This window comes from Acinetobacter sp. V89_4 (assembly GCF_029967875.1).
GTDB lineage: Bacteria > Pseudomonadota > Gammaproteobacteria > Pseudomonadales > Moraxellaceae > Acinetobacter > Acinetobacter oleivorans.
Map to the genome: position 1 here is coordinate 1 of NZ_JASCAI010000018.1, position 17,979 is coordinate 17,979.

At 39.1% G+C, this 17,979-nt stretch carries 23 protein-coding genes and 1 riboswitch; of the genes, 11 read left to right on the top strand and 12 right to left on the bottom strand.

Annotated features, from left to right (window positions below; all coding sequences use genetic code 11):
- Positions 1 to 91 precede the first annotated feature (91 nt).
- From QLG01_RS06300 to panD, 4 genes are all read left to right on the top strand, one after another.
- Entirely contained in the window at positions 92 to 1,042 is a 951-nt protein-coding gene (locus QLG01_RS06300) for a ribose-phosphate pyrophosphokinase (protein WP_005303079.1), read from the top strand.
- Between the two features lie 96 nt (positions 1,043 to 1,138).
- Positions 1,139 to 1,435, top strand: a complete 297-nt coding sequence (rplY, locus tag QLG01_RS06305) for a 50S ribosomal protein L25 (protein ID WP_004794199.1) — start codon at positions 1,139 to 1,141, stop codon at positions 1,433 to 1,435.
- 20 nt (positions 1,436 to 1,455) lie between these two features.
- Entirely contained in the window at positions 1,456 to 2,037 is a 582-nt protein-coding gene (gene pth, locus QLG01_RS06310) for an aminoacyl-tRNA hydrolase (protein WP_003653332.1), read from the top strand.
- Between the two features lie 131 nt (positions 2,038 to 2,168).
- Positions 2,169 to 2,549, top strand: a complete 381-nt coding sequence (gene panD / locus QLG01_RS06315) for an aspartate 1-decarboxylase (RefSeq protein ID WP_002120296.1) — start codon at positions 2,169 to 2,171, stop codon at positions 2,547 to 2,549.
- Between the two features lie 55 nt (positions 2,550 to 2,604).
- Here the strand turns inward: panD and QLG01_RS06320 are convergent, their stop codons facing one another.
- On the bottom strand, positions 2,605 to 3,156 hold the full coding sequence (locus QLG01_RS06320) for a GDYXXLXY domain-containing protein (protein ID WP_282496042.1): 552 nt from the start codon (positions 3,154 to 3,156) through the stop codon (positions 2,605 to 2,607).
- Positions 3,153 to 4,943 (bottom strand): DUF2157 domain-containing protein, encoded by a 1,791-nt coding sequence (locus tag QLG01_RS06325; RefSeq protein WP_192834792.1) that lies wholly within the window; start codon positions 4,941 to 4,943, stop codon positions 3,153 to 3,155. The genes QLG01_RS06320 and QLG01_RS06325 overlap by 4 nt, the downstream gene beginning before the upstream one ends.
- A gap of 176 nt (positions 4,944 to 5,119) precedes the next feature.
- Positions 5,120 to 5,271: riboswitch (FMN riboswitch) on the top strand.
- Positions 5,272 to 5,361: 90 nt separating this feature from the next.
- Here QLG01_RS06325 and ribB point away from each other — a divergent pair.
- The gene (gene ribB, locus QLG01_RS06330) at positions 5,362 to 6,021 is read left to right on the top strand and encodes a 3,4-dihydroxy-2-butanone-4-phosphate synthase (protein ID WP_151767212.1); all 660 of its coding nucleotides are present in this window, start codon (positions 5,362 to 5,364) and stop codon (positions 6,019 to 6,021) included.
- 59 nt (positions 6,022 to 6,080) lie between these two features.
- Here the strand turns inward: ribB and QLG01_RS06335 are convergent, their stop codons facing one another.
- Positions 6,081 to 6,755, bottom strand: a complete 675-nt coding sequence (locus QLG01_RS06335) for an HAD-IA family hydrolase (protein WP_282496043.1) — start codon at positions 6,753 to 6,755, stop codon at positions 6,081 to 6,083.
- A gap of 97 nt (positions 6,756 to 6,852) precedes the next feature.
- Between QLG01_RS06335 and QLG01_RS06340 the strand changes: the two genes are divergently transcribed.
- Positions 6,853 to 7,620: a hydroxymethylpyrimidine/phosphomethylpyrimidine kinase gene (locus tag QLG01_RS06340; protein WP_049838163.1), complete on the top strand. Its 768-nt coding sequence runs from the start codon at positions 6,853 to 6,855 to the stop codon at positions 7,618 to 7,620.
- Positions 7,621 to 7,662: 42 nt separating this feature from the next.
- On the opposite strand, the gene lysM is transcribed toward QLG01_RS06340, so the two are convergent.
- The 6 genes from lysM to QLG01_RS06370 all read right to left on the bottom strand — a co-directional run bounded on the left by lysM (position 7,663) and on the right by QLG01_RS06370 (position 11,333).
- Positions 7,663 to 8,136, bottom strand: coding sequence for a peptidoglycan-binding protein LysM (lysM, locus tag QLG01_RS06345; RefSeq protein ID WP_005303067.1), 474 nt, complete (start codon positions 8,134 to 8,136; stop codon positions 7,663 to 7,665).
- Positions 8,137 to 8,322: 186 nt separating this feature from the next.
- Complete coding sequence (gene acpP, locus QLG01_RS06350) at positions 8,323 to 8,559, bottom strand: acyl carrier protein (RefSeq protein WP_004641570.1); 237 nt, start codon at positions 8,557 to 8,559, stop codon at positions 8,323 to 8,325.
- An 84-nt stretch (positions 8,560 to 8,643) separates the two neighbouring features.
- A complete protein-coding gene (gene fabG, locus QLG01_RS06355) occupies positions 8,644 to 9,378 on the bottom strand; it encodes a 3-oxoacyl-ACP reductase FabG (protein ID WP_004794212.1) in 735 nt (244 codons plus the stop codon).
- Positions 9,375 to 10,361 (bottom strand): ACP S-malonyltransferase, encoded by a 987-nt coding sequence (gene fabD, locus QLG01_RS06360; RefSeq protein ID WP_005303062.1) that lies wholly within the window; start codon positions 10,359 to 10,361, stop codon positions 9,375 to 9,377. The genes fabG and fabD overlap by 4 nt, the downstream gene beginning before the upstream one ends.
- A gap of 151 nt (positions 10,362 to 10,512) precedes the next feature.
- The gene (gene rpmF / locus QLG01_RS06365) at positions 10,513 to 10,698 is read right to left on the bottom strand and encodes a 50S ribosomal protein L32 (RefSeq protein ID WP_000290730.1); all 186 of its coding nucleotides are present in this window, start codon (positions 10,696 to 10,698) and stop codon (positions 10,513 to 10,515) included.
- 74 nt (positions 10,699 to 10,772) lie between these two features.
- Complete coding sequence (locus QLG01_RS06370; RefSeq protein WP_004794216.1) at positions 10,773 to 11,333, bottom strand: DUF177 domain-containing protein; 561 nt, start codon at positions 11,331 to 11,333, stop codon at positions 10,773 to 10,775.
- 96 nt (positions 11,334 to 11,429) lie between these two features.
- Here QLG01_RS06370 and QLG01_RS06375 point away from each other — a divergent pair, with 96 nt between their 5' ends.
- The 5 genes from QLG01_RS06375 to rluB all read left to right on the top strand — a co-directional run bounded on the left by QLG01_RS06375 (position 11,430) and on the right by rluB (position 15,370).
- Positions 11,430 to 12,092: an elongation factor P hydroxylase gene (locus QLG01_RS06375; protein WP_282496044.1), complete on the top strand. Its 663-nt coding sequence runs from the start codon at positions 11,430 to 11,432 to the stop codon at positions 12,090 to 12,092.
- Positions 12,093 to 12,181: 89 nt separating this feature from the next.
- Positions 12,182 to 12,799, top strand: coding sequence for an L-threonylcarbamoyladenylate synthase (locus tag QLG01_RS06380; protein ID WP_004794219.1), 618 nt, complete (start codon positions 12,182 to 12,184; stop codon positions 12,797 to 12,799).
- 224 nt (positions 12,800 to 13,023) lie between these two features.
- A complete protein-coding gene (locus QLG01_RS06385; RefSeq protein WP_013198805.1) occupies positions 13,024 to 13,815 on the top strand; it encodes a segregation/condensation protein A in 792 nt (263 codons plus the stop codon).
- Positions 13,812 to 14,405, top strand: a complete 594-nt coding sequence (gene scpB, locus QLG01_RS06390) for an SMC-Scp complex subunit ScpB (RefSeq protein WP_004794223.1) — start codon at positions 13,812 to 13,814, stop codon at positions 14,403 to 14,405. Before QLG01_RS06385 ends, scpB begins: the two co-directional genes overlap by 4 nt.
- Before the next feature lie 41 nt (positions 14,406 to 14,446).
- On the top strand, positions 14,447 to 15,370 hold the full coding sequence (rluB, locus tag QLG01_RS06395) for a 23S rRNA pseudouridine(2605) synthase RluB (protein WP_004794225.1): 924 nt from the start codon (positions 14,447 to 14,449) through the stop codon (positions 15,368 to 15,370).
- A 60-nt stretch (positions 15,371 to 15,430) separates the two neighbouring features.
- Here the strand turns inward: rluB and bioD are convergent, their stop codons facing one another.
- From bioD to QLG01_RS06410, 3 genes are read right to left on the bottom strand one after another with little or no spacing between them, the layout of a single operon-like run.
- The gene (gene bioD / locus QLG01_RS06400; RefSeq protein WP_144735435.1) at positions 15,431 to 16,075 is read right to left on the bottom strand and encodes a dethiobiotin synthase; all 645 of its coding nucleotides are present in this window, start codon (positions 16,073 to 16,075) and stop codon (positions 15,431 to 15,433) included.
- Entirely contained in the window at positions 16,076 to 16,825 is a 750-nt protein-coding gene (bioC, locus tag QLG01_RS06405; protein ID WP_151989103.1) for a malonyl-ACP O-methyltransferase BioC, read from the bottom strand.
- The gene (locus QLG01_RS06410; RefSeq protein WP_282496045.1) at positions 16,822 to 17,979 is read right to left on the bottom strand and encodes an 8-amino-7-oxononanoate synthase; all 1,158 of its coding nucleotides are present in this window, start codon (positions 17,977 to 17,979) and stop codon (positions 16,822 to 16,824) included. The genes bioC and QLG01_RS06410 overlap by 4 nt, the downstream gene beginning before the upstream one ends.

Consider the following 17,979-nt stretch of genomic DNA (forward strand, 5'->3'; position numbering starts at 1 on the left):
AGGCACCGGGTTTTGATCTCGGCATCCGTTGGTTCGAATCCAGCCGCCCCTGCCATCTATTTAATTACATACCAACCGCCAAGGGTGCTTCATGCCCAATCTTGTCGTTTTTAGTGGAAATGCTCATCCACAGTTCGCTCAAAAAGTCGTAAGTCACTTACATATCCCTCTAGGTGCTGCATCAGTCGGTCACTTTTCTGATGGAGAAATTTCAGTAGAAATTACTGAAAATGTTCGTGGTAAAGACGTATTTATCGTTCAGCCTACTTGTGCCCCTACCAATGATAACCTTATGGAAATCTTGGTTATGGCAGACGCTTTGCGTCGTGCAAGTGCTGGTCGTATTACCGCTGTTATCCCTTATTTTGGTTATGCTCGCCAAGACCGTCGTCCACGTTCTGCACGTGTACCGATTACAGCTAAAGTTGTTGCAGACATGCTTACCACTGTTGGTATTGATCGTGTCGTAATGATTGACTTACATGCTGACCAAATTCAGGGTTTCTTCGATATTCCAGTCGACAACATCTACGGTACTCCTGCTTTGCTTGCTGACTTACGTCAACAACAGCATGACAACCTTATGGTGGTTTCTCCTGATGTTGGTGGTGTAGTACGTGCTCGTGCCGTTGCCAAACAGATGGGTGACATCGATTTAGCAATTATTGATAAACGTCGTCAAAAAGCCAATGAGTCGCAAGTTATGCACTTAATTGGTGACGTAAAAGATCGTGATTGCGTTATCGTAGATGACATGGTTGATACTGCCGGTACATTGTGCAAAGCAGCTGATGCGCTTAAGCAATTTGGTGCACGCCGTGTAGTTGCATACGCAACTCACCCTGTACTTTCTGGCAAGGCTATTGAAAACTTACGTAATTCAGTTATTGATGAATTGGTTGTCACTGACACCATTCCTCTTTCTGATGAAGCATTAACCTTGGGCAAAATCCGTCAGGTTTCTGTTGCTAGCATGGTTGCCGAAACGATTCGTCGTATTAATAACGAAGAATCTATCAGTGCGATGTTCGATAGTTTATAATACCGCAGCTTTTATGAACCCTGGCTTTGGCTGGGGTTTTCTATCACTAAACTGGTCGCAAGTTTAGTATATTTAAACTTTAATGAGGATTTACTCATGGCAAACTTCGTATTAAACGCTCAAGCGCGTGCTGAAGACAAACAAGGGAAAGGTGCGAGCCGCCGCCTTCGTCACGAAGCATTAATTCCAGCTATCATTTATGGTGGCAATGCTGAGCCTGTAGCTATTACTTTAGAACTTCGTGAGCTTGTAAAAGCTTTAGAAAACAATGCTTTCTTTGAAGAAGTTGTAGAAATCAAAGTGGGCGACAAAGTTGAAAACGTTAAAATCCAAGCGTTACAACGTCACCCATCTAAAAACACTCCTATGCACGCTGACTTCAAACGCGCATAAGTGTTGAAAGGCGTAGATTAGTGTCAAATATTTCGCTAATTGTTGGTTTGGGCAATCCTGGTTCAGAATATGCCCAAACCCGCCATAATGCAGGCTTTTGGTTCATTGAACAGCTTGCTAATAAATATGGCATTACATTAAAAAATGATCCGAAATTTCACGGAATCAGTGGACGTGGTAATATAGAAGGACACGATGTCCGTCTACTTCTACCCACTACATTTATGAACCGTTCTGGACAAAGTGTAGTTCCATTTGCAAAATTTTATCAAATTGCTCCCGAAGCAATTTTGATTGCTCATGATGAACTTGATATGAATCCTGGTGTAATTCGCTTAAAAACAGGCGGAGGACATGGCGGTCATAACGGTTTACGTGACATTGTCCCTCATATTGGTCCAAATTTTCATCGTTTACGTATTGGTATCGGACATCCTGGCTCAAAAGAAAGAGTTTCAGGTCACGTACTTGGAAAAGCACCAAGTAGTGAACAAAGTCTGATGGATGCTGCAATTGATCATGCCCTTTCTAAAGTGAAACTACTTGTTCAAGGACAAGTTCCACAGGCCATGAATCAAATTAATGCATATAAACCCACTTAAATTGTTGAACAATCATGCTTGCTATCTTGCTTTTTTAGGAGCAAAATGCGCATCAGCCACTTTGCCAACCGCAAAAGCTAAAGATTTCACCATAAGATCTACATCTTAGGTCTACTCAGGAGACGCTAGCCATGCTATCTCGTTTATTAAAATGCAAAATTCACCGTGCAGTTGTAACCCATGCTGAACTTCACTATGAAGGTTCTTGTGCAATTGATGGCGTATTGATGGACTTAGCTGGTATTCGTGAATATGAAGAAATTCATGTTTGGAATGTAACCAATGGCAAACGCTTCACGACTTATGCGATTCGTGGTGAAGATAACTCTGGAATTATTTCAGTAAACGGCGGTGCTGCACATCAAGCAGACGTTGGTGATCTAGTCATTATTGCTACATTTGGTGATTTTACTGAAGCTGAAGCAAATATTCATAAACCACGTTTGGTCTATGCAAACCCAAATAATACAGTCAACCACACAGCGAATTGTATCCCTGTTCAAGTTGCCTAATTTCTTCTAAGAATAAAAAAGCCCGCATTGACGGGCTTTTATAATTTTATAAATCCTAAATCGTTCCTTCCCACCAGTTCTTTTGCTGTTTGCAATTTAATGCTTGAAGCCCCTCTCCTCGCAAATCAAACAGAATCGCCTCTCCTTTTGTATTTACCTTAAATTCAGCATACTTTGCTTTCTGATAGCATTCAGCTAGACCTTCGGCAAACAAGAAACTTCGTGAAGCGGGATATAAAGCCTGTAAACGATTTTCAGGATTTTTTAAAATTAAACTTTGCCCAGCAACTGAATTGTTACTATCTAAAATTGTACGAACTACTCGATTTTGTGAATCCAAAATAACTTTTGCTGGAACAGAAGAATGATTAAAAATTACCTGATCTAGAGCCTCACTCTCACTTCCTGCAAGAGCTTTAAGAGATTGTAAATTTAACTCATAAGCCAGTGCCATATAGTCACCTTGTAAAATTGAACGAGGATCAACTGGTCTAAGCTCAATAAAAATACTTTTACTATGATGCAGATGCCATTCGTTTTTCACTACTAATCCTACAAAGATTAATATGGTGGCGAATGCAAGAATAAGAGAAAAATACTTTTTCATTCTTTCCCTCCTTCAACTTCAACAAAATCACCTTTATTTTCACGATGAAGTAACCATGACAGAGCCAAGAGAACAACACCAGAAATAAAAATTGAGGCACTCTTGGCTAGAAAAGTTATTTGTAAGTTGTAGTAGAGCTGCCAGAACACTAAAACTAATACAGCCAAGCTAACTCCATAAACAATATAATCTTTCTTTTTTAATGCCCACGTTAAAATAATGAACAGGATAAAAATTTCAAAATAGCCAAGTGTAATAAGCAATATGCCAAAAATTAAAAAGGCAAAAAAAGTGACTCCATGAAGTTGTCTATATAAATGAAAAATACTAAAACATAGCAACCATATGCTAGGTAGCAAATATAAAACCCATAGCTGCTGACCTATCGAACTCTCTGGAATTAACCCCATAAAAGCATCAAAAAAAGAAGCTACTAGAATTACTACAAGCACACATAAAAAAATACTACGCTCATATAACGCTATTGATTCACTCTTAGGCAACAGCACCAAACTAAAAACCAAGTAACTGAGCAAAGTTAAATTTAAATAGGTCTGATTAGAATGTATTGACCACAATGAATGGTCTAATTGCAGCAAGTAGATAAAAGCGATGCCATATGTAGCAAGCAATTGAATTAAAATGAAGAACCAATGCGGTTTAAGGAAATAACTGATACATAGAATAAAAATCTGCGCAATTAAAACCCATAGAATTTGATCTGTTTCTGAACCAAGATGAAATAAGAAAGCAGTCTGTCCACTGATAAATAAACAATAAGCAAATTGTCGAAAGAAATAGCTTTGTGATTTCTTTAAAAGAATAAAAGCTAGTCCAACAAAAATAATTCCAATAACTAAAGAAATGGCCTCCCAAAACACCAGTGTAAAAGCTGCAAGTGCTAGACCTGCAAGCCAAGCACCAATTGCCAATGGAATGACATAAAAGCGGCTTTGACGAAAAATTTTTATTAAAAGATAACTAATGAGTGCAAACCAAATAAAAATAATGCCCGCAATCAATAAAAAGATGAACTCATTAGAATCTTTAAATAAGTTATTAATCCCATCTACAAGCCATATTGTTGCGGTTACACCGAGAACAGCAGCCATTAAACTGGCACATAATTGGTCGTCTTTTTTGAAGAAATAATAAAAAGCGATGAGTCCTGAAAAGAAAGCCGAGATCAGATAAGGAATATTTTCATTCGATAAATATTGGATCATTCCAATGATTGAAATAACGGCAAACCAAGCGATAAAAACAAATCTTAAAGCACGATACTTCTTTATACACACCCCAAACTCGACCAGGCTTAATAAATTTAGAGCGAATAGATATAAATAAGGAAACTTTACTGACCAAAAAGTCTGTTTAAAAAATAAAAAAAGTGTGAGCTGACTAGTAATACAAATTAAAGCAAAGATTCCAATATTCGGTCGATATAGCCATGGTAGTAAAAGCAATGTCCAAATTAAAAAAAGCAAATAACTGTCTGCACCAGTTTGATAAACCTGTCCGATAACGGCCAAGCTTAAGCCTATCATCAAGCCACAAATACTGTGTAAGGTCTGCCTAACACCTTCAGTTAAGGTATCTTTTACACTGAACCATGCTGTCACAAGTAATATAAGGGGCGGGATAGCGAGTTGAATGCTATCTGGAAGCATCAACCAGTTAGCAGCAATTAAATAAAGAATACTTACCGCCATAAATACATAACTGAAAATATGGAGATGCTGAATAAATGAGCTATTTGTTAGAGGATAATAGTCTCTTATCTGCATGAAACACCTATTTTATTTATAATTTTCTATAAAAAACATAGCATTCCATTTTCATATCAACAAGTAAGCTCTTGTTAAAAAGCCTAATTCTGTTTATGAAAATACTTATTCATAATGAGACTTAGCATTCTACAAAAGCATCTAGCCAATTTTGCCAAGCGCGCTATAATAAAACCCATCGCTTCAGGGCGGGGTGTAATTCCCCACCGGTGGTAAAGTTAATTTTCAATAAATAGATTAACAAGCCCACGAGCTTAAATTTTTTAATTTGAGCAGATTTGGTGAAACTCCAAAGCCGACGGTATAGTCCGGATGAAAGAAGACGACGAACTGGGATAAATCCGTTTTATTTCAGTGCCAGCCTGTTTTTACATCAGTCCTGAAATGTTCAACCGTATTTTTACGAGAGCGTTTCATTATGTCTAGCTTAATTCAACCAGAACTTTTTTTCTCAGCCCTTTCTCCTGCTGAGCAGCGCATTCAACAAGCATTAGAAGATATCCGTCAAGGCAAACCCGTCTTGGTTATGGATGACTTTGACCGTGAAAATGAAGCTGATCTCATTGTTGCAGCCGAAACGTTAACGGTAGAAACAATGGCACGCATGATTCGTGATGGCTCGGGTATCGTATGTTTATGCCTTACAGAAGAGCTAGCAGATCATCTAGAACTACCACCAATGGTTTCTCAAAACTCGAGCCAGTTTCATACCGCTTTCACAGTAACCATTGAAGCTGCTCAAGGTGTTACTACAGGTGTTTCTGCTAAAGACCGTGTTACTACCATTCAAACTGCAATTAAAGATGGTGCTGTACCAAGCGATCTTAATCGTCCAGGTCACGTTTTTCCATTACGTGCACGTAATGGCGGAGTGCTTACTCGACGTGGTCATACTGAAGGAACAATTGATCTCGCACGACTAGCCGGTTTAAAACCTGCTGGTGTGTTATGTGAATTGACTAACCCAGATGGCACTATGGCATCAGGCATTCAAGTTTTGGCTTATGCGCAAACTCATCATTTAACTGTGATTACGATTGAAGAACTTGTTCAATACCGTCAACAACACGGTGTTTAAATAAAAAAAGGTTTGGCTTTATATCAAAGCCAAACCTTTAAATTAAAACTTACTTATATTTAAGAAACTTTCTTTTGTGCTGCCACTTCTTCAACATAGTCCAAGAGTTCAGAGAATTGATTAATCATTGCTTTTGGCTGTGCTTGAGCAAGTTCCTCTGCTGTTCCATAACCATAAGTCACAGCTACCGCCTCAATACCATTATGACGTGCACCTAAAACATCATATTGACGGTCACCTATCATTAAGCATTCTTCTGGGCTTAGTTGCTCATGTTCAAGAATATAATGAATAAGTTCAGCTTTATTGGTACGCTCACCTGTCAATTCACTACCATAAATATGTACAAAATATTGGCTTAACTCAAAATGATCCAAGATACGTTTTGCATAAATCGTTGGTTTAGCAGTGGCAACAAATAAACGATATCCTTCTTTTTTTAAAGCGCTAAGCGTTTTTGCAACAGATGGATATACTTCATTTTCAAATAAACCAATGACCGAGAAACGCTCGCGATAAGCAAGTAGAGCTTGTTCAGCTAACGCATCATCTTGAGTAGCCAACAATTTTGCGAGTGAAGGTTTTAAGGGTGGGCCAATGGTCCAGTCAATATTTAAATCGGCAGCCAATGGATAGCCTAGTTTTTCCATTGCATAGCGAATTGAAGTATGGATACCAACTTTTGGGTCTGTTAGGGTTCCATCTAAATCAATCAAAATATGTTTTATAGCCATTCAATCACTAACCCAGTAAAGTATTTAATTCAATTGGTCGAGAGTTTAATCAAACTCTCTTATACTAACGTAAATTTAAATTGAAAAGGAAATAACCGTGCGTCCAACCGTACTTTGTTTCTCGGGTTTAGACCCTTCAGGTGGTGCAGGTTTACAAGCTGATATTGAAGCGATTGGACAAAGTGGTGCTCATGCAGCAATTGCATGTACAGCGCTTACCATTCAGAACTCACAACAAGTCTTTGGCTTCGAAGCGACCTCAAAAGAACTATTATTAGCTCAAGCCAATGCCGTTGTTGGTGATTTACCAATTAAATGTGTTAAGTCAGGCATGCTTGGCACTACAGATAATATTGCTGCTCTAGCTGAATTTCTTCGTGCACATCCTGACTATCAATATGTACTTGATCCTGTTTTGGTGGCAAACAGTGGTGGCTCTTTAGGTGATCAAGCGACTCTCGTTAAAGCATTTGTTGAGCTTATTCCCCTAGCCACTATTATTACTCCCAACACGGTCGAATTACGTGCATTAACGGGTACTGATGACTTAGACCAAGCAACCAAAAAACTTTTTGAAATGGGCGCTAAAGCTGTATTAGTTAAAGGTGGACACGAAGATACACCAGATCATATTAAAAATAGTTTATATATTAATGGTGAACTTGCAGCGAGTAGTAGTTGCCCCCGTCTTGAAGGCGAATATCATGGATCAGGTTGTTCTTTAGCTAGTTTTATTGCTGGTCGTTTAGCTTTAGGTGATTCTTTAAAAATTGCAGTTCAGCATGCTGAAACATGGTTATTCGGTGTTTTAAAGAATGCTGACACTCCAGTGCCAAATGGGCAAAAAATACCAAAAAGATTTTAAAAAGAAAAAAGGCGCCAAAAGCGCCTTTTTTATTACCCTCAATTATTGAGGAATACGTAAAACCTGTCCAGGGAAGATTTCATCTGGATCTTTTAACATTGGTTTATTTGCTTCAAAGATTTTTGGATACTGATTTGCATCACCGTAAAATTCTTTCGCAATTTTTGAAAGATTGTCACCAGATTTCACTGTATAGAACTTACTTTCTGGTTCAGGAGTTGCAACAGTCATCTGGTCATCTACTTGTGCCACATGATCAATGTTTCCAACAATAAGAATAATTTTCTCTTTATCTGCTTGGCTTTTTACCTGCCCTTTAATAATTGCAGTATCTGTAGCACCATTATAGGTTACAGATAAGCCCTCTACCCCTAAGCCTAAACTTTTAATTAAACCTAATAATTTATTTGCAACTTCTTGTGCAGAAGGTTCTGCTGGTGTTGCCGGAGCTGGTTGTGGTTCTGCAGGAGCGGTATTTTTCTTACCAATACCTTTTACAAAATCAAAAAGGCCCATCTTTTAGTCCTCATATTATTGTTTATAGTAAAGTCATTAAACTGACCTTTATTGTTATACTTCAAAAAAGTTATGCCTCTGCTATCAATTGAGGTTGATCTTGTAAAAATATGTATCTCTTAAATTTTTTCTCCAATAAAAAAAGCCACCTTACGGTGGCCTTCTTTTTATTCAGCAATATGCGAATTAACCAAGTTTTTTAGTTACATAGTCAATTGCAGATTGAACTGTAGTGATTTCGTTAGAATCTTCATCAGGGATAGTGATGTCGAAGTCATTTTCGAAAGACATTACAAGCTCAACTAAATCTAAAGAGTCAGCACCTAAGTCATCCATAAAAGATGCTTCGTTTTTAATCTCTTCAGCTTTAAGACCAAGTTGTTCTGCAACCGCTTGTTTAACGCGTAGTTCGATATCGCTCACAGGAATTCTCCTCATTGCTTGTGGCGTTTGATTTGCCACTAGTTTAATTGAATATAAAAATTTTTAAAAGTTTATACATCAGCCTTAGGCCATGTATAAACCACCATTTACATGTAATACCGTACCGGTAATGTAACCTGCTTTATCACTTGCAAGGAAACTCACCGCATTTGCGATATCTTGTGGCTCACCTAAGCGATTTAAAGCCACTTGATCACTCATTTTTTTGCGAATGTCTTCACTAAGTGCATCTGTCATTTCTGTTGCGATGAAACCTGGTGCCACACTGTTCACAGTGATTTGGCGGCTACCCATCTCTTTTGCAAGACTACGGCTAAATGCTTCAATACCTGCTTTTGCAGCAGAGTAGTTCGCTTGGCCTGGGTTTGCAAAGTGCGCAACAACAGAACTAATATTAATAATGCGGCCAAAGCGCGCTTTTGTCATACCTTTAAGCACACGTTTAGATAAACGATATACAGCTTTAAGGTGAATGTTGAGAATGTCATCCCAATCATCTTCTGACATGCGTAGCAATAGATTGTCTTTCGTGATACCCGCATTATTAACCAAAACAAGCACAGGGCCATAGTTCTGTTCAATATGAGAAACGACTGCTTCAATCTCATCGAGATTACGCACATCGAGAGCTAAACCTGCACCTTGCTCACCAAAGCTTTCACTTAACTTTTGTGCACCAGATTCAGATGTCGCAGTACCTACAACAAAATAACCGTCTTGAATAAGTTGCTGGGCAATTGCAGCGCCAATGCCCCGACTCGCGCCCGTTACTAATGCAACTTTGCGTTCTTGTGTCATGCAATTTTTCCTTCTGCCACTAAAACAGCATTTAGGGCATCTTCCATTTTACTCTTGCTATCAATCGCAAAAGCTTTTTCTATATTTGGTAAACGCTTCGCGAGATTACTCAATACTGTACCAGGGCCACACTCAACAACGTAGTGAATACCTTGGTCTTGTAAGAACTGCATCGTGTCTGTCCATTGTACAGATTGGTACAATTGAGCAGTCAACGCCTGACGCAATTGAGCAACATCGGTAGCTATTCCCGCGTTGACATTTTGTATTACAGGTATGGTAGGCAGCTCAATGGCAGTTTGTTCCAAAGCTTCTGCAAATTTTTCAGCAGCAGGCTTCATCAATGAACAATGCGAAGGAACTGACACAGGTAAAGCAATTGCCTTAGCAGACTGCTCTTTTGCCAAAGCCATTACTTGTTGTACAGATGCTGTACTTCCGGCAATTACGACTTGGCCTTGTGAATTATAGTTTGCAGCTTCTACTGAGCCTTGACCTTCTGCATTCACGATTTGGCAAAGTTCAACCACTTTTTCATCAGCCAAACCAAGGATTGCAGCCATAGCACCTTCCCCTTGAGGAACAGCGCTTTGCATGAGTTTGCCACGCAAATTCACGAGTTTCACTGCATCTGCCAAGCTCATAGATCCTGCAGCAACCAAAGCGCTGTATTCACCTAGAGAATGTCCTGCAAGGTACTTAGGTGCCAGACCACCTAAATCAAGCCATACACGCCATAAAGCGATACTGGCAGTTAATAACACAGGTTGGGTATTTTCTGTTTGGTTGAGACCTTCACCACTTTGCGCAATATGCCACAGATCAAATCCAAGTGCATCTGAAGCTTCCGCAAAGGTTTGCCCAACCCCACTAAACTGTTCTGCTAGTTCAGCAAGCATACCGACTTTTTGTGAACCTTGACCAGGAAACACAAACGCAGTTTTTGTGGCTAAAGCTACTTGTTCAAGACGTTTAGCAGACATAAGAAATCCTTTTTTGGGTTTTCACTCATTTCTGGAGCGGAAATTTAACATGTTATTTATATTTTTATAATTGCGAAAAACAACAAAAAAAGGGAGCTTTCGCTCCCATTTTTTCTATACTTAAGCATCACGCTTAATGCATATCATACAATTATTCAGCATCAGCTGCTTTAGCGAATAATTGACGACCACGGTAGAAACCGTCTTTAGTCACGTGGTGACGACGATGAGTTTCACCAGTTGCTTGGTCTACTGTTAATGCATTCTCGGTTAAAGCGTCATGTGAACGGCGCATGTCACGGCGAGAGCGACTTTTACGGTTTTGCTGAACGGCCATGATGGCTCCTTACAAAGATCGAAAAAATGGATCAGAACAAATTCAGTTGTCTTATCTCACAATTATATCACAAATTATGAGTTAAGTTTACCCTTCAAACCTGCCAAAACATCAAACGGGTTATCCCGTTTTTCTTCAACAACATTTTGAATGGTAGGTTGATGTTTATTTTCACAAGCATCATGCTTGGGAGATAAAGGCATCAACAATAACAGTTCATCTTCTAGTAATGCGAGCAAGTTAATCGAGGCTGGCGTATCATAATCGCCTTTCGTCGAAGACTCACTTTCACCTAAAACGATGAAATCAGCATCCTCATCCAAGCGCTCTATCAGTGACTCATCATCCACTAATGCAATATGAAAGTCTAAGACAAGAGGCATTTCAACAGGTTCCAAACAACGTTGGCACTCCATTGGAACTATCGTGTCCATATGACCATCCATCCACACAATGCGATGATATGCATCCATTGATAGCTTACAGTCTATGTTGATCAATTGGTTATCAATTGATCCAACAGCTTCACGAGCGATACGAGCAAAGCGAGACAAGGGCAGTTGACCTGACCATGTAAAGCCTTGTTCAGCCCATTTAAACGGCTCAATCTGTGCCGGAAAGGTATTTGCTGACATAATTAAGGCGGCAATTCTACAAATTCATCGGTACTCTGTCAAAGATTAAGATACAATTTTGCACTTCTTTAGACAGAACTCGGGGTAAATTAAGCAATGCACCTGTTGCAGCCGCAACCTGAAGTTAACACTTCATTACTCGTTTGCACCCATTCAACTCATCAGAACACTCTTGTACCTGACATAGTGCAACTCTCACCATGGTCAAGCTCAAAATCGGAGTCTGAGCAAGTCGATTGGCTTATTTTACACTTTAATCACTGGTTTTCCCACCATAATGTGACATTAGTTCGTGGAGATTTTGAACCAGAATATCTCCCTGCAACAAATAAAGAACCAGCCAAGATTCAATTTGCCCATGGTTTCTTTAATAGTGCCTTACATGAAATTAGTCATTGGTCTATTGCAGGTGAAAAAAGACGTCTATTACCGGATCTAGGATATTGGTACGCTCCCGATGGACGTACGCAAGAACAGCAAAGTCTATTTGAACAAGTAGAAATTAAGCCTCAGGCAATTGAATGGTTGTTTGCACAGTCTTTTGGTAGAAAGTTTAGAGTCTCGCTTGATAACCTGACAGGTGATGGTGGAGATGGCAAAATATTTAAAGATAATGTCTATGCTCAAGTACAGCGTTACTTTTCAGGTGAAGCCAAGTTGCCACGTGATGCAGCAGCATTTATTGGTTTTATTTGCCAATGTACACGTTCAGGCCTATCATTACAATTAAATGAATTTAAACGTGAACTCCTTGATTAATTGACAAAAAAACCACGTTAATTACTTGCATAGGTTATTTAAAAAGCCTAATAATTATTTTAACACTGGCGTGATGGAGTCTCTAAAATATGATGCATTTACATGTACATCCTGAAAATCCACAGCAACGCCTTATTAGCCAAGCGGTTGAACGCATTCGTGCCGGAGATGTTGTGGTTTATCCTACCGATGCAGCCTACGCAATTGGCTGCCAAATCGGTAATAAAAATGCCATGGAACGTATTGCGCAGATTCGCGGTTTAGGACCTAAACATCAATATGCCATTATGTGCTGTGACTTATCAGATATTGCAACGTATGCAAAAGTTGATAATGCGACATATCGTTTATTGAAAGCGAATACCCCTGCTATAACGACATTCATTTTACCTGCAACAAGTGAAGTTCCTCGTAGGTTAATGCATCCTAAAAAGAAAACGATTGGCTTACGTATTCCAAGTAATCCAATTTGTCAGGCTTTATTACAAGAGCTTGGTGAGCCCCTACTTACGAGTACATTAATTTTACCGGGCCAAGAAGACCCTCTAGATGATCCTTACGATATTGAAAATCAGCTAGATAAACGAATCGATGTATTTATTGATGGTGGTTTCGGTACTTTAACAAGTACAAGTATTGTCGACTTATCGGGTGAACATCCTGAAATTATCCGCCGTGGTATTGGCGATGTAAGTGCTTTTGAGTAAGCACTTACATTTTTTACCAATAGTTTTAAAAAAAGTATTATCACTCAAAAAAATACTCTTTATTTATTTTGGATTTTTTTTACACTTTAGTCGTTAAGTAATTTATTAAAAGGCACAATTCATTTAGAATGATTTTCACTATCTGCTGTTCTTCTGTTTACAGCTCTCTTTGACTTGAATAACAAGTCTCATGCTTTTGAAAATTCGCGTGGCTTATAATCGTAATGAATCAATCACTTCATCAATCCATGGAAGACGCTCCACACATCCGTGTTTTAGATGAGTGGCATGACAAGATTCCTGAAGATCTCTATATCCCTCCTGCTGCATTTGAGATTTTGCTCGAACAGTTTGAAGGTCCCCTAGATTTTTTAATTTATCTGATTCAAAAAAACGGTTTTGATTTAATTCACGTCGATATTGCGCCTATAGCAAGTCAATATTTAACTTATATGGATAGTATGAAATCCTTAAATATTGAGCTAACCGCTGATTATATGGTGATGGCCGCTTTATTGGCAGATTTAAAGTCTCGCCTACTTTTACCAAAGCCAACAATCATCAGTATTGAAAAAGACCCTAAACAAGAACTTATTGACCGACTTGAAACCTATCTACGTATCAAGCAAGCGGCTGAACGTTTGGGTCAAATGCCAATTCTTGAGCGTGATACATTCAGTGCAAATGTGAGCTTAGGTCATATTGCTCCTGTTTATGAAGGCTATGATATTTCAGCATTGCATGACGCATTGTTCTGTGTGTTTAACCGACCAGAACCTATTACGCATGTTGTGGCTCAAGAGCCTGTCTTACTAGAAGAACGCATTGCATATATTGAAGAGAAATTAGAGTCTGGTGACGTGTTAAGTTTTAAAGAATTACTCAATCCTCTGCAAGGTCGCATGGGAATGGTTGTTACATTTATGGCTGTTTTAGAGTTAACCCGACAACAGCGAATTAAAATTATTGCCTCAGGTATTGAAGCTCCGTTAGCAATTCAAGGATCTTCAATATGAGCTTTGAACAAAATAATACGGATTTGTCATTAGCTGACATTCACCACGAAGTCTTATTACAACTTGAAGCTATTATTTTTGCTAGTGAAGCGCCCGTTTCAATTGCCCGTTTAAAAGAAGCATTTAATAATCAATATAATAAACAACAGCTTCGTCAACTTTTACAACAGCTCGCGCTATTACAACATGGCCGATCTATTGAGTTGATTGAAACAGCGCAAGGGTTTCGCTTTCAGGTACGATCTAAATATCGTAGTATTATTGCTCAAATTTGGCCAGAGCGACCAACAAAACTGTCGCCTTCATTACTAGAAACCCTGGCTGTCATTGCTTATCATCAACCGGTTACCCGCGCTGATATTGAACAAATTCGTGGTGTGTCTAATAATAGTCAGATTCTTAGAACACTATTTGACTGGAACTGGATTAAAGAAGCCGGTTTTAGAGATTTACCCGGAAGACCCGCGTTGCTAATTACAACGCCTCAGTTTCTGAATGCTTTTGGTCTAGCATCGCTAGGCCAATTGCCTCCCCTACAGAACGCCAAGGAAGCCTTTATGGCTCTCGATGCAAATGCACCGAAATCATAAAGAGGTGGACTGTTGATCATTATGTCTAAGGTTGTGCTGTCATGAGTGAAAAATTGCAAAAAGTATTAGCGCGAATCGGATTAGGTTCCCGCCGATATATGGAAGAGGTTATTGCCGCAGGACGCGTGAGTGTAAACGGTCGTGTTGCCCAAGTGGGTGAGCGCATTGAACCAGGCGATGAATTACGCATTGATGGCCGTAAAGTTCAGTTTCAAATTGAAGACGAAATTCGTCGCCGTGTATTGATTTACTATAAGCCAGAAGGCGAAATCTGTTCACGTAATGATCCTGAAAAACGCCCGACTGTATTTGATCATTTGCCACAAATTGCGAATGACCGCTGGGTAATGGTAGGTCGTCTAGATATTAACAGTACTGGCTTATTACTATTTACAAATGATGGTGAGCTTGCTAACCGCTTAATGCACCCATCAAATGAAGTTGAACGTGAATATGCAGTTCGAGTTATGGGTGAAGTAACACCTAAAATACGTCAAAACATGGTTAATGGCGTAGAACTTGAAGATGGGCCTGCTAAATTTGAATCTTTCTCAGAAATTGGCGGTGAAGGTATTAACCGTTGGTACCAAGTTGTGGTGAAAGAAGGTCGTAACCGTGAGGTTCGTCGTATTTTTGAATCACAAGAACTTAAAGTAAGCCGCTTATTGCGTACGCGCTACGGTACAGTTATTTTACCACGCGAATTACGTACTGGCCGCTGGATGGAACTCGATAAAACTGACATCGATAATCTAGCAAAATCTGTTGAGTTAAAACCACGCCAAGGTACAGGTTTATTTGGTATGGCAAAACGTCGTACTGACCGTATGACTGAAAAGCCAATGGCTGCTCGTCGTGGCGGTTACTTACGCCAACAACGTCGTGATGAAGAAAAAGAAGCTCCTGCTAACACGGGTAACCAACGTAAATCAACTGGTTTTAACCGTGGTTCTAAGAAGTTCTAAGATTTATTGATATAAAAAAACCGCTCAAATCAGAGCGGTTTTTTTATATCATTTTTTAACTTAATTCATTTTTTCCAGTTCAATCCATTCAGCTTCAGGGAAATGAACTGCTAAATAGTCTTTCAGATAATTTGAAGTATCTTGAGAAATTAATGGATCTTTTGATTCATCTTTTAAGTTATAAACCAAAGCTTTTAATTTAAGTCCACGAGACTTAAGTGCTTCAAGACTAAGTAAAGTATGATTAATACTTCCTAAACGGCCTGATGTTACTAAAATAACTGGAAACTGGTGCTGAGCAACATAATCAATGCTAAGCAGACTGGTAGTTAGTGGCACCATTAAGCCGCCCGCACCTTCTAACAATACAATTTCAAAACGCTCTGCCAATGTTTGCGTCGCATTTTCAATTTTTTGAAAATCAATTTCTCGGTTATCTAGGCGTGTTGCAAGATGAGGCGAAGCAGGATAGCTAAAAATTTCAGGCATGGTTAGCTTGTCATGATCTTCTTGAAACCAGCCCTGCCCCATAATTTCACGATGCTTTTCGATATCTTCAGAAATATCAACATTACCCGTCTGAATGAGTTTTTGGGTAATCACTTTTTTACCCTGCTCAGTCCATAATTTTGCTAAAAAGCCTGTAGCGTAGGTTTTACCAATGTCGGTATCAATCCCACTCACAAAATAGATCTGGCCACTCATTTACTTCACTCTCCGGGCGATACAATAAATCGGATGATATGTGAGGGAATATCCCTCAGCGTACTTAAACCGATCATAATCTTGATAAAACTGTTGTAAAGTTTGCTTTGTCCAACGATGCTGTGCAGTTGCCGTTACACCTGTTGCTTTTAAATGCTGCAACACAGCTTTAGGCGAATCAAAATAGAGTTGAGTTTCTGACTCTGACAAATGCAAAATCTCAAAACCAGCCTGAGTTAAGGCACTATTCCAACTTTCAAATGACCAATAACTTAAGCCTTGGCCTGTCAGCTCTTTAATTTCCATTAAATTCTGAGAGCCGAATGTTGAGAAGCATAACCAGCCTTGATCAACTAAAGCCCCATTACAACGTTCGAGTAAAAGCGGCAAATCCTGCATCCATTGCAAAGCAGAACCTGAAACAATCATATCGAGCTGCTGAGGAAACTCTAACGTTTCAATGTCCCCAATTAACCATTTCAATTTTTCTTGATGATTGAAGTGCTGCTGCACATCAGCATATAGGTCATTTAAAATTAATTCTTCAATCTGAAAAGATGCGGTAATAAGACGAGTTAAATTGCCAGAACCACAACCGATTTCAAAAACACGTGACATCGTACTTGGGCAAAACTGCTTTAGTAAGCCCGCTAAATTTTGGCAAATTTGTTTTTGAACTATTGCATGCTCTGAATAGCTTTGCCCAGCTTTGGCAAAACGCTGGGCAACCAAGTTTTTATTCAAACTCACAGAAAACTCACCAATTCTTCAAGCTCATGTTGCTGCACCATTGACGTTAAAGAAATACGCAAACGTGCACTATTTTTAGGTACTGTTGGTGGGCGTACAGGCATGGCATAAAAGCCGCTTTCTTGAACGTGTTTTGCCTTATCGATCGCAGCCTGACTTTCTCCAACAATAATTGGAACAATATGACTAGTCGACGGGCTTACATAACCCTTTTGTACAACAGCTTGTTGAAGATATTGGCTAATATTTTTTAGGTGTTCACGCTGAGGTTGAGCAACTAATACTTTTTGGAATATAAAGTTTACCCAAGCTACAATAATAGGAGGTTGAGAGGTCGTAAAAATAAGCGGACGCATTTTATTAATAAGATAGTCTTTAATAATTGGATCGCAAATAATGTAACCACCGACTGCTGCTAATGCTTTACCGAAGGTACCAACTAGAAAATCAATTTCCTGAATCACATTATATTGTTCAGCACATCCTAAGCCTTGCTGACCACGAACGCCAATTGAGTGTGCTTCATCGACATATAGCATGGTTTTAGCAAAACGTTTTTTAAGCTGGACTAATGCAGCTAAATCCGTTTCATCACCATCCATACTAAAAATACTTTCTGTGACCACAATGATTCGTTCAATCTTGTCATCATCATGATACTTTTGCAGAAGTTGTTCTAAGTGCTTTAAATCATTATGTCGATAACGCACATACTGCGCACCAGATAAACGTATACCGTCAATCATACTCGCATGGACTAACTTATCTGCCAAAATTAAAGTTTTGCTATCAGCAACAGCTGGCAAAATACCAATATTCATGTGATAGCCACTATTAAATAGCAGAGCCGACCGACCACCAAATGCTTTACTTAGGCTATTTTCCAACTGTTCATATTCATCAAAATTACCCGTCAGTAAACGGGCCGATGAAGAACTAAAATAGCTCCGCTCTAACGGCAAGCTATCTAAAAACTCTTGGCGAAGATTAAGATCGGCCGCCAGTCCCAGATAATCATTTGAAGCTAGGTTGAGCATTGTTTTATTTTGAATTGTAATAAAACGGCCATGCTGCACATTTTGGGTAAATTGTCTGAAATTACCTTGTTGTTTTAACTCATCTAACTCGTTAGCAAAATGATCAAGCAATGACAT